This is a genomic window from Bradyrhizobium barranii subsp. barranii, from assembly GCF_017565645.3.
Classification (GTDB): Bacteria; Pseudomonadota; Alphaproteobacteria; order Rhizobiales; family Xanthobacteraceae; genus Bradyrhizobium; species Bradyrhizobium barranii.
On record NZ_CP086136.1, the window covers coordinates 5,186,206 to 5,200,390 of the forward strand.

The 14,185-nt window shown below is 65.2% G+C and carries 11 protein-coding genes; 5 read left to right on the forward strand and 6 right to left on the reverse strand.

The window, feature by feature from the left end; all coding sequences use genetic code 11:
* Window positions 1-73: 73 nt before the first annotated feature.
* Entirely contained in the window at window positions 74-3,874 is a 3,801-nt protein-coding gene (locus J4G43_RS24765; RefSeq protein WP_208089406.1) for a YhdP family protein, read from the forward strand.
* Window positions 3,875-4,034: 160 nt separating this feature from the next.
* Here J4G43_RS24765 and J4G43_RS24770 read toward each other — a convergent pair whose 3' ends face one another.
* Together J4G43_RS24770 and J4G43_RS24775 are read right to left on the reverse strand one after the other, a co-directional pair.
* Window positions 4,035-5,729 (reverse strand): methyl-accepting chemotaxis protein, encoded by a 1,695-nt coding sequence (locus tag J4G43_RS24770; RefSeq protein WP_208086612.1) that lies wholly within the window; start codon window positions 5,727-5,729, stop codon window positions 4,035-4,037.
* A gap of 269 nt (window positions 5,730-5,998) precedes the next feature.
* On the reverse strand, window positions 5,999-7,690 hold the full coding sequence (locus J4G43_RS24775) for a methyl-accepting chemotaxis protein (RefSeq protein ID WP_208086613.1): 1,692 nt from the start codon (window positions 7,688-7,690) through the stop codon (window positions 5,999-6,001).
* Here J4G43_RS24775 and J4G43_RS24780 point away from each other — a divergent pair.
* Window positions 7,673-7,912, forward strand: a complete 240-nt coding sequence (locus tag J4G43_RS24780) for a hypothetical protein (protein WP_208086614.1) — start codon at window positions 7,673-7,675, stop codon at window positions 7,910-7,912. The two genes, J4G43_RS24775 and J4G43_RS24780, sit on opposite strands and share 18 nt — an antisense overlap.
* 138 nt (window positions 7,913-8,050) lie before the next feature.
* Here J4G43_RS24780 and J4G43_RS24785 read toward each other — a convergent pair whose 3' ends face one another.
* The 3 genes from J4G43_RS24785 to tyrS form a co-directional block, all read right to left on the reverse strand.
* Complete coding sequence (locus J4G43_RS24785; RefSeq protein ID WP_071914328.1) at window positions 8,051-8,494, reverse strand: DoxX family protein; 444 nt, start codon at window positions 8,492-8,494, stop codon at window positions 8,051-8,053.
* 219 nt (window positions 8,495-8,713) lie between these two features.
* Window positions 8,714-9,973, reverse strand: a complete 1,260-nt coding sequence (locus tag J4G43_RS24790) for an MFS transporter (protein WP_208086615.1) — start codon at window positions 9,971-9,973, stop codon at window positions 8,714-8,716.
* A 56-nt stretch (window positions 9,974-10,029) separates the two neighbouring features.
* Window positions 10,030-11,283 carry a tyrosine--tRNA ligase gene (gene tyrS / locus J4G43_RS24795; protein WP_063983526.1) on the reverse strand — a complete coding sequence of 418 codons (1,254 nt, stop codon included), beginning with the start codon at window positions 11,281-11,283 and terminating at the stop codon, window positions 10,030-10,032.
* A gap of 164 nt (window positions 11,284-11,447) precedes the next feature.
* On the opposite strand from tyrS, the gene J4G43_RS24800 reads away from it, so the two are divergent.
* From J4G43_RS24800 to J4G43_RS24810, 3 genes are all read left to right on the forward strand, one after another.
* On the forward strand, window positions 11,448-12,551 hold the full coding sequence (locus J4G43_RS24800) for an anhydro-N-acetylmuramic acid kinase (RefSeq protein WP_208086616.1): 1,104 nt from the start codon (window positions 11,448-11,450) through the stop codon (window positions 12,549-12,551).
* Between the two features lie 112 nt (window positions 12,552-12,663).
* A complete protein-coding gene (locus J4G43_RS24805; protein ID WP_208086617.1) occupies window positions 12,664-13,341 on the forward strand; it encodes a glutathione S-transferase family protein in 678 nt (225 codons plus the stop codon).
* Window positions 13,342-13,351: 10 nt separating this feature from the next.
* Window positions 13,352-13,675, forward strand: coding sequence for a DMT family transporter (locus tag J4G43_RS24810; protein ID WP_208086618.1), 324 nt, complete (start codon window positions 13,352-13,354; stop codon window positions 13,673-13,675).
* Here the strand turns inward: J4G43_RS24810 and J4G43_RS24815 are convergent.
* The gene (locus J4G43_RS24815) at window positions 13,672-14,184 is read right to left on the reverse strand and encodes a DUF1697 domain-containing protein (RefSeq protein ID WP_208086619.1); all 513 of its coding nucleotides are present in this window, start codon (window positions 14,182-14,184) and stop codon (window positions 13,672-13,674) included. The genes J4G43_RS24810 and J4G43_RS24815 overlap by 4 nt on opposite strands.
* Window position 14,185: the final 1 nt, after the last annotated feature.

Below are 14,185 nucleotides of genomic sequence, written 5' to 3' on the forward strand. Positions count from 1 at the left end.
CCACCCCACTGCTCGTTGAACGCGCGCCCGGGGCGAAATGACGAACAGCAGGAACATTCGAGGTATGGCGGCAATGCCGGCGCGGGGAGCTTCGCTTCCCGCGGACGGCTGCGGTCCCGGCGGTGCTCAATCCTACGATGGGCGCCTGTATCGAGAGGCAATGGCAAGGAATACGTCGCCCCAGGATTACAATCGGGATTTCGATCGGCGCGGCGGTCAACAGCAGCCGCAGGAATGGGACGACGCCGACTGGGATCCGGATCAGGAAGCAGCGGCGGGCTATCGGGCGCGCCGGCTGTTGTCGCGTTCCAATTCAGGCTTCCATCGTTTCGGTGACGGGTTTGCGTCAATGCGCCGCTGGCTGGCGGCTGATCGCTGGCTGAAGCGGCTGGCCATCGTGGTCGGAGCCCTTGCCGTCATTTTCATCGGCTGTTTCGGCGCGCTGTGGTGGCGGCTTGGTGCGGGTCCCATCAATCTCGACATCGCGACACCCTGGCTCGCTGCTGCCATCGAGGACAATATCGGCCACGGCAACACTGTGGAGGTCGGCGGCACCCAGATCGAGCGGGCCGGGCGGATCCGCATCGCCGTGCGCATCCGCGACATCGTCGTCCGCGACCATGATCACGCCATCGTCGCCACCGCGCCGAAGGCCGAAGTGAAGCTGTCGGGGGCGGGTCTCCTGATGGGGCACCTGCGCGCGGAAAGCCTCAACCTCGTCGATGCCGAGCTCGCGATCCGCATCGCGCCCGACGGCACCGTCACCGTATCCGCCGGCGACACCGCCAAGCCGCTGGCAACCGGCGTCGCATCCAAGAAGGAAGCGGGCCTGCCGCCGACATTCCCGCGCAACGGTGTCCCGCCGCCGCCATTCGCCACCGAACCTGCAAACCCGGACGCATCGCAGGCCGCTCCCCAGGCCGCTGCCCCGAGCGGCATTCTTCAGGGCCTCGACTGGCTCGACAGTCTGAGTATGACCGGCCTCGACGGCCAGAACCTGAACGAGATCGGTCTGAAGAACGGCAATCTGATCGTCGACGATCAGCAGCGCGGCAGCAAATGGAGCTTTGAGAACATCACGCTCAGCCTGCGCCGGCCGAGCCATGGCGGCGTCGCGCTCAGCCTAGGCGAGGAGGGCGCGCGCCCGTGGTCGCTGCGCGCCACGATCGGCCCTGCCGAGAATGGTGTGCGTTCGGTCGACATCCGCGCCGATAAGCTTTCCACCGCCAACATCCTGCTGGCACTCCGGGTGAAGGACTTCACCTACACCGCCGACCTGCCGCTGACCGGCGAGCTCAAGGGCGAGCTCGGCCGCGACGGCGTGCCGACCTTCTTCCGCGGCAAGATCGCGGTCGGTGCGGGCAACATCATCGACACCGACACGCCTGACTATCCGATGGCGATCGACTCGGCCGAGATCAACGTCGAGTGGGATTCGAACCGGCGGGTATTGGTCGCTCCGTTCAAGATTCTCTCGGGCGCGAACCGCCTGACGCTTCTGGCCCATCTCGAGCCGCCCAACGGCACCACCAACGACTGGCAGCTTGGCTTCAGCGGCGGCTCGATCCTGCTGGGCGGCATCGACAACGAGCCCCCGCTGGTCTTCAACCGCATCGCGATCGGCTTCCGCTTCGATACCGACCACAAGCGCATGCTGCTGACGCAAGCCGATATCAGCAATGGCGAGATCGGCGTCGCCGGCACCGGTGCCATCGACTATTCGGGCGAGCCGCGGTTGACGCTGGGCTTTGCGGGAACGCCGATGTCGGCCTCCGCGCTCAAGCGGATGTGGCCGACGCTCGTCGTTCCCGAGTTGCGCGAATGGGTGATCGAGCGGATCGAGCGCGGCACGCTCCAGCGCATCGAGATCGGCGTCAATTCGCCGACGAAGAACCTCCCGCGCAAGGGGCCGCCCATTCCCGACGACGGCCTGTCGGTCAACATCGTCGCGAGTGGCGTCGCGGTCCGCCCTGTGGATGGCATGCCGGTGGTGCACGATGCCGATTTGAAGGCGCGTGTGACCGGGCGCACCGCGACCGTGAATATCGGGCAGGGCATTGCCGATACGCCGGCGGGCCGCAAGGTCACGATCTCCGACTTCGTCTTCGAGGTGCCGGATATGGCGCCCAAGCCGTCGCCATCGCGGACCAGGTTCCGCGCCGACGGCCCCGTGGCGGCCGCCGCCGAAATCCTTTCCAATGATCGGCTCAGCGATCTGTCGGCGACGTTCGTCGATCCCAACACCAGCAAGGGAACGTTCTCGGCGAACATCCAGCTCGGCTTGCCGGTCAAGGGCGCGCTGACCAAGGGCGACACCAGCTACGCCGTCAGCGCCGACCTCAACGGCTTTGCCGCCGACAAGCTGGTGATGAACCAGAAGCTGGAGGCCAACAACCTCAAGATATCAGCCAACAACCAGGGCTATCAGGTCAAGGGCGACGTCAAGATCAACGGGCAGGCGGCTTCGCTGGACTATCGCAAGCCGACCGAGGGCGACGCTGACGTCAAATTGCAGGCCACGCTCGACGATGCGAGCCGCGCGCGTCTCGGATTCGACCTCAGCCCTGCCGTGAGCGGATCGCTGCCGATCAAGCTGTCGGGCAAGATCGCCGGAGGTCCCGACCAGACGACGAAGCTCGGTGTCGAGGCGGACCTGACCTCGGTCAAGCTCGACAACATCCTGCCCGGCTGGGTCAAGCTGCCGGGCAAGTCGGCCAAGGCCAGCTTCAAGGTGGTGCCGACGGCGCAATCAACGCGCCTGGAGGACATCGTCGTCGAAGGCGGCGGCGCCTCGATCAAGGGCTCGCTTGAAGTCGATCCGAACGGCGACCTCATGAACGCGAACTTCCCGACCTACGCCCCGTCCGACGGCGACAAGGCCTCGTTGAAGGTGGAGCGTGGCCAGGACGGGGTGGTGCGGGGCACGATGCGCGGGGATGTGTTCGACGGCCGCGGTTTCCTGAAGTCGGCGATCTCGGGCAATTCCAAGGACGACGCCAAGAACAAGATGAAGAACGTCGATTTCGACATCGACGTGAAGCTCGGTGCCGTCGCGGGCTTCAACGGCGAGGCGATGCGCAGCGTCGACGGCAAGATGTCGCGGCGCAACGGCACCGTCAAAGCCTTCACGCTGAACGGCAAGATCGGCCGCGACACGCCGGTGGCAGCCGATTTGCGCGGCGGCCGCGCCCAGGGCAATCGCGAGGTGATCTACCTCCAGACCAACGATGCCGGCGCGTTGCTGCGCTTCACCGACACCTACACCAAGGCGAGCGGCGGCCAGATGGTGGTGGCGATGGAGCCGCCGACGTCGGAGCCGAACACCACGCGCGAGGGCCTCATCAACGTCCGCGACTTCACGGTGAAGGGCGAGGCGCAGCTCGAACGCGTTGCCGCCGGCGCGCCCAACGGCACCGGGAACGGCGTCTCCTTCAGCGCGCTGCGCGCCGAGTTCACGCGCCAGAACGGCGCGCTGACGATCCGCGATGGCGTCGTCAAGGGCCCGATGATCGGCGCCACCATCGAGGGCTCGATCGACTATCCCGGCAACCAGGTCTGCATGAGCGGCACCTTCGTGCCGATGTACGGCTTGAACAACATGTTCGGACAGATTCCGGTGCTCGGGTTGTTCCTGGGCGGTGGCGACAAGGAAGGCCTGATCGGCGTGACCTACGAGGTCGTCGGTACGCCGGCCGCGCCGGTGATGCGCGTCAATCCGGTTTCGGCCATGGTGCCGGGTGTGTTCCGCAAGATCTTCGAATTCAACACCGGCAAGCAGAACACGCCGTTCGAGGAATTCCCGTCGCAGTCGAACGACGGCTCGACCGGATCGACGCGCCAGCTCTCGAGCGGCTGCACCCTCGCGCGGCGATAACCCACTAAAAATTCGCAGGTGCTCGTCCCGGCTGCGCGGCCGAAGCCGCTTCGGCGCGGCGAAGGCCTGGGTATCCACGTCCTTCGTGCCGCGCGGCAAAACGTGAATGGCCGGGACAAGCCCGGCCATGACGCATGTGGAGGGATTGGCGTCGGGAAGCTTACGCCGCGCGCACGCCCGCCAGGAAGGTGCCGACTTCGCCTGAGAGCTGCTCGGCCTGCTTGGAGAGATTGCTGGCCGCAGCGAGCACCATGCCGGCGGCGTTGCCGGTCTCGTTCGCTGCGGTGCTGACGCCGCCGATATTGGTGGTGACTTCCTTGGTCGCTTCAGCGGTCTGCGAGACGCTGCGGGCGATCTCGGCGGTGGCGGCGCCTTGCTCCTCGATGGCCGCGCCGATCGAGGTGGCGATGCGGCTGACTTCCTCGATGGTGGCGGTGATGCCGCCGATGGCGTCCACGGCCTCCTTGGTCGCGCCCTGGATCTGGGCGATCTTGTCGCCGATCTCGCGGGTGGCTTCCGCGGTCTGGCTGGCGAGCGATTTCACCTCGGAGGCGACGACGGCAAAGCCGCGGCCGGCTTCACCGGCGCGCGCGGCCTCGATGGTGGCATTCAGCGCGAGCAGATTGGTCTGCGCCGCGATGCTGGAGATCAGCTCGGCGACGTGCTCGATCTGCTGGGCGCCGTCAGAGAGGGCACGGACGATGGTGTCGGTGCGGCGTGCGCTGTCGACGGCGCGCCCCGTCACCTCGGCGGACTGCGCGACCTGACGGCTGATCTCGGTGATGGAGGAGGAGAGCTCCTCGGCCGCGGCGGCAACGGTCTGAACGCGCTGGCTGGCTTCGGTGGCGGCCGAGCCGACCACGGCGGCGCGGCGGTTGGTGCCCTCGGCCGTGGACGACATCGACTTGGCGGTGGTCTCGAGCTCGCCGGAGCCCGAGGCCATCAGGCCGACGAGCTGGCCGACCGAGGCATCGAAGCGGTCGGCGAGCGAGATCAGCGCGTCGCGTTTCTCCTGCTCATTGCGGGTCTTGGCGGCGACCTGCTCGGCCTCCAGCGTGCGCGCCGTCAAAGCGGTCTGCCTGAGCACTTCGAGCGTCTCGGCCATGCGGCCGATCTCGTCGCCGCGATCGGTCTCCTCGACCGGCCTGTCGATAGCGCCTTCGGAAATCTCCTGCATGCGGGTCTTCTGGCGGTTGAGCGCGCCGAGCACGTCGCGGGCGATCAACCAGGACAGCGTCGCCATCAGCAGCATCAGGCCAACGCCGATTGCGGCGAGCTCCAGCGTCAGCGCGCGCACGTCGGCGTCGATGTCGTCGACATAGAGACCGTAGGCAATCGCGACGTTCCAGGGCGCGAACTGGCGAGCGAACACCATTTTGCGGACCGGAACGGTCTCGCCCGGACGCGGGAAGAGATAGGACAGGATACTGCCTTCCGGTGTCTGCTTGCCTGCGGCCACCGTGGCATCGCCGATCACGATGCCATTGGCATCCTTGATGCCGTTGTTCTTGCCCTCGAGCTGAGGCGCGCCGCCATTCATCATCACTGTTGAATCGGCGGTATAGACGACGGGATAGCCTTGGCCGCCGTTGAACTTCATTCGCCGGCCGCGCAGCTTGAACTGGTCTTGCGCATCGGCGAGCGTCATCTTGCCGGCGGTGACGTCGTCCTGGAGCGATTGCGCGAAGCCGTGCAGCAGATCGACTGCCGTCTGCATCTGGCGCGCGCGATCTTCGAGCATGCGCGTCTTGCTGAGATAGGCTGACGCGACGATGAGGGCAGTCACGGTGAGCGCCGCAAGACAGACCATGCTGGCAAGCTTGGTGCGGATTTTCAGGTGACTGAGCAGCGTCATAACGGCCTCGCGAACGGTTGCAAAATGCTAATTCTCGCGCAGCCGTATCAGGAAGTCCTTACCATTCCTGAACGCAGGGCACGGCGTGTTCAGACGCGGCGCAATCTGCGCAGCCATGGACACGCATGTGCAGGGAAGACGCCGATGCCTGCGGCGACGTGTCCAGAAAAATGCATCGTGATCGTGTTCGTGCGATCAATCCGGTGCGCTCCGAACATCGATTCGCAGATGCGTCGTCTTGTTCGGAACCTGCGCAGATGTTGCGCGGCTTATGCCGCGCGCACGCCCGCCAGGAAGGTGCCGACCTCGCCTGAGAGCTGCTCGGCCTGCTTGGAGAGGTTGGAGGCGGCCGCGAGCACCATGCCGGCGGCGTTGCCGGTCTCGTTCGCTGCGGTGCTGACGCCGCCGATATTGGTGGTGACTTCCTTGGTCGCTTCAGCGGTCTGCGAGACGCTGCGGGCGATCTCGGCGGTGGCGGCGCCTTGCTCCTCGATGGCCGCGCCGATCGAGGTGGCGATCCGGCTGACTTCCTCGATGGTGGCGGTGATGCCGCCGATGGCGTCCACGGCCTCCTTGGTCGCGCCCTGGATCTGGGCGATCTTGTCGCCGATCTCGCGGGTGGCTTCCGCGGTCTGGCTCGCCAGCGACTTCACCTCGGAGGCGACGACGGCAAAGCCGCGGCCGGCTTCACCAGCGCGCGCGGCCTCGATGGTGGCATTCAGCGCGAGCAGATTGGTCTGCGCCGCGATGCTGGAGATCAGCTCGGCGACGTGCTCGATCTGCTGGGCGCCGTCAGAGAGGGCACGGACGATGGTGTCGGTGCGGCGTGCGCTGTCCACGGCGCGGCCGGTCACTTCGGCGGATTGCGCGACCTGGCGGCTGATCTCGGTGATGGAGGAGGAGAGCTCTTCGGCGGCAGCCGCGACCGTCTGGACGCGCTGGCTGGCTTCGGTGGCGGCCGAGCCGACCACGGCGGCGCGGCGGTTGGTGCCCTCGGCCGTGGACGACATCGACTTGGCGGTGGTCTCGAGCTCGCCGGAGCCCGAGGCCATCAGGCCGACGAGCTGGCCGACCGAGGCATCGAAGCGGTCGGCGAGCGCGATCAGCGCGTCACGCTTCTCCTGCTCGCTGCGTGTCTTGGCGGCGATCTGTTCGGACTCCAGCGTGCGCGCCGTCAAAGCAGTCTGCCTGAGCACTTCGAGGGGTTCGGCCATGCGGCCGATCTCGTCACCGCGGCTGGTCTCCTCGACCGGCTTGTCGATGGCACCGTCGGCGATCTCCTGCATGCGGGTCTTCTGGCGATCAAGCGCGCCGAGCACGTCGCGGGCGATCAGCCACGACAACGTCGCCATCAGCAGCATCAGGCCGAAGCCGACCGCGGCAAGCTCGAGCGTCAGCGCGCGCACATCGGCGTCGATGTCGTCGACATAGAGGCCATAGCTGATCGTCGCGTTCCAGGGAGCGAACTTGCGCGCGAACACGGTCTTGCGCACCGCTTCGGTCTGGCCGGGGCGGGGATAAAGATAGGAGGCTACGCCGCCGCCATTCTGTTCGCCGGCCTTGAGGATCGCGTCGGCAATCAGGACGCCGTTGGCGTCGATCGCGCCGGTGATCTTGCCTTCGAGCTGCTGGTTGGCGCCGTTGACGAGGAGGGACGTGTCGGCGTTGTAGACGACCGGATAGCCCTGGTTGCCGTTGAAGGTCATGCGCCGTCCGCGCATGTGGAACTGGGCCTTGGCCTCGGCCTGCGTCAGCTTGCCGGCGGTGACGTCGTCCTGGACCGACTGGGCGAGATTGTAGAGCATGTCGACCGCGGTCTTCATCTGCTGGACCCGGTCCTCCATCATGCGGCTCTTGCTGAGGAAGGCCGATACCGCGATGATGGCCGTGACTGTGAGAGCCGCAAGACAGACCATGCTGGTAAGCTTGGTGCGGATCTTCAGATGGCTCAGCAGCTTCATCGCAGCCTCTACGAAATGGTTGTTATTGCTCGCATCGGTAGCATGAAGTTCTTACCAATCATGAACATAGGCATGCGGCCGCCGGCCGCGCGCGTGACCGTTCGCAGCCTGATGCGCAACCGTGCAGGCAAAGCGACATGCGTCGGCGCACGTCAGCGCGTATGCTGGAAAAGATCGATGCTGGACTTTGGTGGTCATCGAGCCTGGCGGGAGCGGCAATGAACCGATTCGTTCACCGCCTCATCATGTCCGCGCTGCTCGTCGCGGCCCTCGTCCTGATCTGGAACGTGCTGGGCTCGCGGTAGATGACACCGGCAAAGCTGCCGGTGCCATCCATGACTTGCGCGTCAATTGCGCGCGTCAGCGTCGCGCAAATGCGCCGCCGGTCGAGGCGCGTTCGTTGCCCAGCGCCGCATCGACGCTGATCGGGCCACCGCCGGCCGCCGAGAGATAGAGGCAGGCGAAGCAGAACAGGATGGCAAGCGTGCCGTTGTTGAGCAGCGGCAGGAGCACCGGCGTCTCGCCCTTGAGCATATGTCCCATGAAGTAGGCGAAGGCCATTTCACCGGAGAGGATGAAAGCGGCGAGGCGGGTGAACAGGCCGAGGATCAACAGCGCGCCAAGCACCAGTTCAAGCGTCCCGGCCGCGCCGTAAAGCGACATCAGTTCGACTTTCGCGAACATCGGCAAAGGCGGAAACTTGAAAAGCTTGGCTACGCCGAATTGAAACAGCAGCAGGCCGGTGATGAAGCGGAACAGGCTCAGGAGAACCGGTTCAAAGCGAGTGAGATAGGAAAAGTTCATTGGTTTGTGCCCTCCATCCAATGGGCGACTTGGACCGTATTCAGTTCGGCCTCGCAAGCCACCCGGGGTCAATTCCGTGCTGACATTTTTGTCATGTGGACAAAATATCGCAGTTCGTCCCTTAACTCCGGTTGCGCTCGACTGTTTCGCACGCGGAGCCGCGTGTGTCGCCCGTAATTTCCCGGTGACGCGGAGGGGTGCAGGTTACGTCGGGGAGACCTACTCCCGCAAGGCAGGGACAATCAGAAATGGAATCATTCCGAGGATCACGCTCGCAAGTGCGAAGACGAGCAGGAGATTGTAGCCGTGCGTGAAGTCGTGGATGAGGCCGCCGCTCCATGAGCCGAACGCCGAACCCAATCCGCTGCCGATCGAGATGGTGCCGAAGATCGTGCCGACGCGCTTGCCGCGAAAAATCTTCATGGCGGTCGCTGTGATCAGCGGGCCGCGCGAGCCCATCATGCTGCCGAAACAGACGACGAAGCCGGTGAGCAGGATGATGTTCGGATAATACTGCAAGAGCCAGAGCAGGACGATGCCGATGATCGAGATCGCGTAGCTGAGCAGTACCGAGGGCCGGCGCCCGATCAGCCCGTCGAGCGCGGATACGCCGAGCATGCCGAACACCAGCACCACGCCCGAAAAACCCCAGGCGGTTGCGGCCTGGAGCGGCGGAAAGCCGGCGTCGATGAGATAGGCCACGATCTGCGCGGCGATCGAATACATGCCGACCGCGGTGAAGAAGAAGGTCGAGAACAGCGCCCAGAAGGCGTGGTGGCGCATCGCGCTCGCAAGCGTCCAGCCGTTGTCGATGAAATCAGGATCGGTCTTCTTGCTGACACGCGGCGAGCCGAGCGCGAACATGCGCCAGGGCAGAAGCAGCAGCGGCACGAGCAAACCGAGCGCGGCGAAGCCGTATACCTGATAGGCTTCACGCCAGCCGAGATGATCGATCAAAAGCTGCGAGGTCGGGAGCAGCGCCAGCACGCCGCCGCCCATCGCCGAATAGACCACCGCCATCGCGGTCGGCAGCCGTGGCCCAAACCAGCGGCCGAGCAGGATCGAGTTCGGCACAATGCCGATGAAGGCGACGCCAATGCCGACGCAGAGGCCGATCGAGAGCTGAAATTGCCAGAGCGCCTGCGCGTGCGCAGCGATCAGGAAGGCCGAGCCGAGCAGGAAAAGTCCGAGTGCGTAGACGATGCGCGGTCCGGAATGGTCGAACAGGCGCCCGACCAGTGGCGCGGTCAGCCCGCTGATCAGCCAGGTCAGTGAGTAGATCGAGACGACCTGCGCACGGTCCCAGCCAAAGTTTTCGGAGATCGGCTTGAGGAAGACAGTGAAGCTCTCGCTGAGGCCGCGGCCGAGGACGGCGAGCGTGAAGCACAGTCCGAGCACGATGAGTGCGGTGCGCACCGCATCTCGCTGCGTGCGTACGGCTTGTTCCCTCGAAGTTTCCCTGGGCGTGTTTTGATCCATTGCCGGTCAGGGAGCGCGCTTCGGCGCGCCCTGACAAGCATCAAAAGCTCATACGCCTATGCAGGCCGGATCAGGACGTGCTTCTTCTTGCCGAAGGACAGCTTGATCACGCCCTCAGGTGTCAGATTGGCCGCCGACAGCGCCATCTTCTCGTCGCTGACGGACTCGTCGTTGACGCGCAGACCGCCGCCCTTGATCTGGCGCCGTGCCTCGCCATTGGAGGCAACCAGGCCTGCCTTGACGAAGGCGTTGAGCACGCCGAGGCCGGCGTCCAGCTCGCCGCGCGGAATTTCCACCGTCGGCAGGCTTTCGGCCAGCGCGCCTTCCTCGAAGGTGCGGCGCGCGGTTTCAGCCGCTTGGTTTGCCGCGTCGCGGCCGTGCAAGAGCGCGGTCGCCTCGGTCGCAAGCACCTTCTTGGCCTCGTTGATCTCGGAGCCGCCGAGCGCCTCGAGCTTCCTGATCTCGCTCATCGGCAGCGTCGTGAACAGTTTCAGGAATTTGCCGACGTCGGCGTCCTCGGTGTTGCGCCAGTATTGCCAGAAGTCATAGGGCGAGAACTGGTCGGCGTTCAGCCACACCGCGCCTTGCGCGGTCTTGCCCATCTTGGCGCCGGACGCCGTGGTCAGCAGCGGTGTCGTCAGCGCGAACAGCTGGTGGGTGCCCATGCGGCGGCCGAGATCGACGCCCATGATGATGTTGCCCCACTGGTCTGAGCCGCCCATCTGCAATTTGCACCCGGTGCGCTTGGCGAGCTCGACGAAGTCGTAGGCCTGGCAGACCATGTAGTTGAACTCGATGAAGCTCATCTCCTGCTCGCGCTCGAGGCGCAGCCGCACGGAGTCCATGGTCAGCATGCGGTTGACCGAGAAATGCCGGCCGACGTCACGCAGCATCTCGATCCAGTTGAGCTTGGTCAGCCACTCCGCATTGTCGAGCATGACGGCGTCGCTCTTGCCGTCGCCGTAGCGCAGCACCTTTGCGAACACGCCGCGGATCGATTCCTTGTTGGCCTCGATCTCGGCGACGGTGCGCATCGCGCGGGTCTCGTCCTTGCCGGAGGGGTCGCCGACCATGGTGGTGCCGCCGCCCATCAGCGTGATCGGCTTGTTGCCGGACTGCTGGAGCCAGTGCAGCATCATCATGGTCAGGTAGTTGCCGATGTGCAGCGAGCGAGCGGTGCAATCGTAGCCGACATAGGTGGTCGCTTCGCCCTTGGCGGCGAGCGCGTCCAGCCCCTCGAAATCGGAGCACTGATGGATGAAACCACGTTCCTGCAGGGTATTGAGGAAATCCGATTTAAATGCAGTCATCTGTCGGCGAGCCTGACAATTCTTGGTTTACTGTTTCGGGTGCAATTTAAGGGTCTCCCGTGGGAACTCGATTGCCACCCGCCACTTTGCCTGTGGCATTATAAGATGTGTCCCTCTGGCACAAGATCGGCATGCCGGAGGGGGTCTCTTGAGGACGCTGATCCATGATGTTGACGGCACTCGGTTTGATGAGCGGCACCTCGCTGGACGGGGTGGACGTCGCGCTGATCGAAACCGACGGAAAGCAAGTGAAGGCGTTCGGGCCGTCCGGTTACCGGGCCTACAGCCCGGCGGAGCGCAATCTGCTGCGCCAGGCGCTGAGCGAGGCCGTGCACCTGCCGCGACGCGACGCCCGCCCGGGCGTTCTGGCCGAGGCCGAGCGCGCGGTGACGCTGGCCCATGCCGAGGCTGTGGCCGCCTTCATCGCCCAGAACCGGATGAAGCCGGAGGACATCGACATCGTCGGCTTCCACGGCCAGACGGTGCTGCATCGCCCCGAGAAGCGGCTTACGGTCCAGATCGGCGATGCGCCGGCGCTGGCCAGGGCGATCCATATCCCCGTGATGCACGACTTCCGCGCCGCCGACGTCGAGGCCGGCGGGCAGGGCGCGCCGTTCGTGCCGGTCTACCACCGGGCGCTCGTCCATTCGCTGGAGCGCGAAGGGCCGATCGTCGTCGTCAATATCGGCGGCGTCTCCAACATCACCTATATCGACGGCAACGACACGCTGATCGCCTGCGACACCGGACCGGGCAACGCGCTGCTTGACGATTTCATGTACCGCACCATGAACCAGGCCTTCGATGCGGAAGGAAAGTTCGCAGCGCTCGGCAAGGCGGACGAAACCTGGATCGCGCGGGCACTGGAACTGCCGTTCTTCGCGGCTCTGCCGCCGAAATCGCTCGACCGCAACGACTTTGCCGCGCTGAAGCTCGGCGATGTCCCGCCGGCCGACGGCGCCGCGACCCTGACTGCCTTCACCGCGGCCGCGATCGCCCGGATCATCTCGCTCCTGCCGCGCCGGCCGCGGAGCTGGATCGTCTGCGGCGGCGGCGCCCGCAACCTCACCATGCTGCGGATGCTGCGGGAGCGGGTGGGCTCGGCCACCGTCGAAGCCGCCGAGACGCTCGGCTGGGCCTCCGACGCCATCGAGGCGCAGGCCTTCGGCTTCCTTGCCGCCCGCGGCCTCAAGGGCCTGCCGCTGTCCTACCCGGCCACGACGGGGGTGCCGATGCCGATGACGGGCGGCGTGATGGCGCGGCCCTGAGGTCCTGTCCTTAAGATCCAAGGTCGGTTGATGCAAATGCATCGATCTTGACGAGTGAATGCAATTGCATTTATATTGGATGCAGTTGCATCAAACCGCCGGGATCATTGCCATGACCGCTTCACTGAAACTCATCAGCCACAAGCTCTGCCCCTATGTGCAGCGTGCCGTGATCGCGCTCAACGAGAAGGGCGTGCCGTTCGAGCGGATCGACATCGATCTTGCCAACAAGCCCGACTGGTTTCTGAAACTCTCGCCGCTCGGCAAGGTGCCGGTCCTGGTGGTGACGACGGAGAAGGGCGAGGTCGCGCTGTTCGAGAGCAACGTGATCTGCGAATACATCGAGGAGACGCAGGCAGGCCTCAAGCTGCATCCGGCGGATCCGTTGAAGCGCGCCGAGCATCGCGCCTGGATGGAGTTCGGCTCGGCGATCCTCGGTGACCTCTGGGGTCTGGAGACCACGACCGATCCGGCGACGTTCGAAGGCAAGCGCCAGGCGGTTGCGGCGAAATTCGCGCGCGAGGAGGCCGCGCTCGGTGCGGGGCCTTACTTCGCAGGTGATGCGTTCAGCCTCGTGGATGCGGTCTTCGCCCCGATCTTCCGCTATTTCGACCTGTTCGACGAATTGACCGAGCACGGCATCTTCAGCGATCTGCCGCAGGTCCGCACATGGCGCGCGGAGCTTGCGAAACGTCCAAGCGTGCGCACTGCAGTCGGCGCCGACTATCCGCAATTGCTGCGTGCCTTCCTGGTGCGCCACGACGCGCATCTGCTGAAGCTTGCGGCCTGAGCGCACGCCAATGTCGCAATCCATGGCCTGGCTGATGCTGGTGATCGCCGGTGCGCTTGATGTCGGCTGGGCGATCTCGATGAAATATGCGGAAGGCTACACGCGGGCAGGCTGGAGCATCGCCTCGCTGGTGCTGCTCGCCGCCTTCGTCTTCCTGCTCGGACGCGCTTTGCAGGTGCTGGAGGTCGGCGTCGCCTATTCGGTGTGGACCGGCATCGGTGCGGCCGGCACCTTCCTGTTGGGCGTCGTGCTGTTCGGCGAGACCTTGAGCGCGATGAAGCTTGCCGGCATCGCGCTCGTGCTGATCGGGATCGCCGCGCTCAAGCTGGCCTAGATCTCCGCGGCCATCTTCGCGAGCGTTGCGACGGTATTCATGTTGCGCGCGGTGCCGGTCTTGGCGGCGGGGATGACGAGCTTCGACGTCCCCATGCCGTCGCCATAGTGCACGTAAATCTCGCGGCGGCCGAGGCGGAGCTCTTCGTTGTTCTGGCCGCGGATGCTGGTAAGCGCGTCTTCAGGTGGCGCCCTGTCGAGGAAGATCGCGACGGTGCGATTGGGCGCTGCCTTTGGAAAAGGATTGTCGGCCGAGACTTGCGCCATCTCGGCGGCGCTACGCACGAGCACCCCGACCGGCGCGCCGGCGTAGGCGTGCAGGCGCTTTTCGAGGGCGGTCTTGATTGCAGCTTCCGACTTGCGGCTCGTGAAGACGACGTTGCCGCTCGCAATATAGGTGCGCACGGCGGCGAAGCCGAGCTCCTCGCACATGGCCTTGAGCTCGCTCATCGGCAGCTTGCCGGTGCCGCCGACATTGACGGCACGCAGCAAGGCGACGAAGGAGCCCATT

Bases quoted from the DNA above. Each gene is read 5' to 3' on its own strand.
- J4G43_RS24765 (WP_208089406.1), top strand. From the start codon at position 74: ATGCCGGCGCGGGGAGCTTCGCTTCCCGCGGACGGCTGCGGTCCCGGC.
- J4G43_RS24770 (WP_208086612.1), bottom strand. From the start codon at position 5,729: ATGACGCTGCTCAGTCACCTGAAAATCCGCACCAAGCTTGCCAGCATG.
- J4G43_RS24780 (WP_208086614.1), top strand. From the start codon at position 7,673: ATGGCTCAGCAGCTTCATCGCAGCCTCTACGAAATGGTTGTTATTGCT.
- J4G43_RS24775 (WP_208086613.1), bottom strand. From the start codon at position 7,690: ATGAAGCTGCTGAGCCATCTGAAGATCCGCACCAAGCTTACCAGCATG.
- J4G43_RS24785 (WP_071914328.1), bottom strand. From the start codon at position 8,494: ATGAACTTTTCCTATCTCACTCGCTTTGAACCGGTTCTCCTGAGCCTG.
- J4G43_RS24790 (WP_208086615.1), bottom strand. From the start codon at position 9,973: ATGGATCAAAACACGCCCAGGGAAACTTCGAGGGAACAAGCCGTACGC.
- tyrS (WP_063983526.1), bottom strand. From the start codon at position 11,283: ATGACTGCATTTAAATCGGATTTCCTCAATACCCTGCAGGAACGTGGT.
- J4G43_RS24800 (WP_208086616.1), top strand. From the start codon at position 11,448: ATGATGTTGACGGCACTCGGTTTGATGAGCGGCACCTCGCTGGACGGG.
- J4G43_RS24805 (WP_208086617.1), top strand. From the start codon at position 12,664: ATGACCGCTTCACTGAAACTCATCAGCCACAAGCTCTGCCCCTATGTG.
- J4G43_RS24810 (WP_208086618.1), top strand. From the start codon at position 13,352: ATGTCGCAATCCATGGCCTGGCTGATGCTGGTGATCGCCGGTGCGCTT.
- J4G43_RS24815 (WP_208086619.1), bottom strand. From the start codon at position 14,184: ATGGGCTCCTTCGTCGCCTTGCTGCGTGCCGTCAATGTCGGCGGCACC.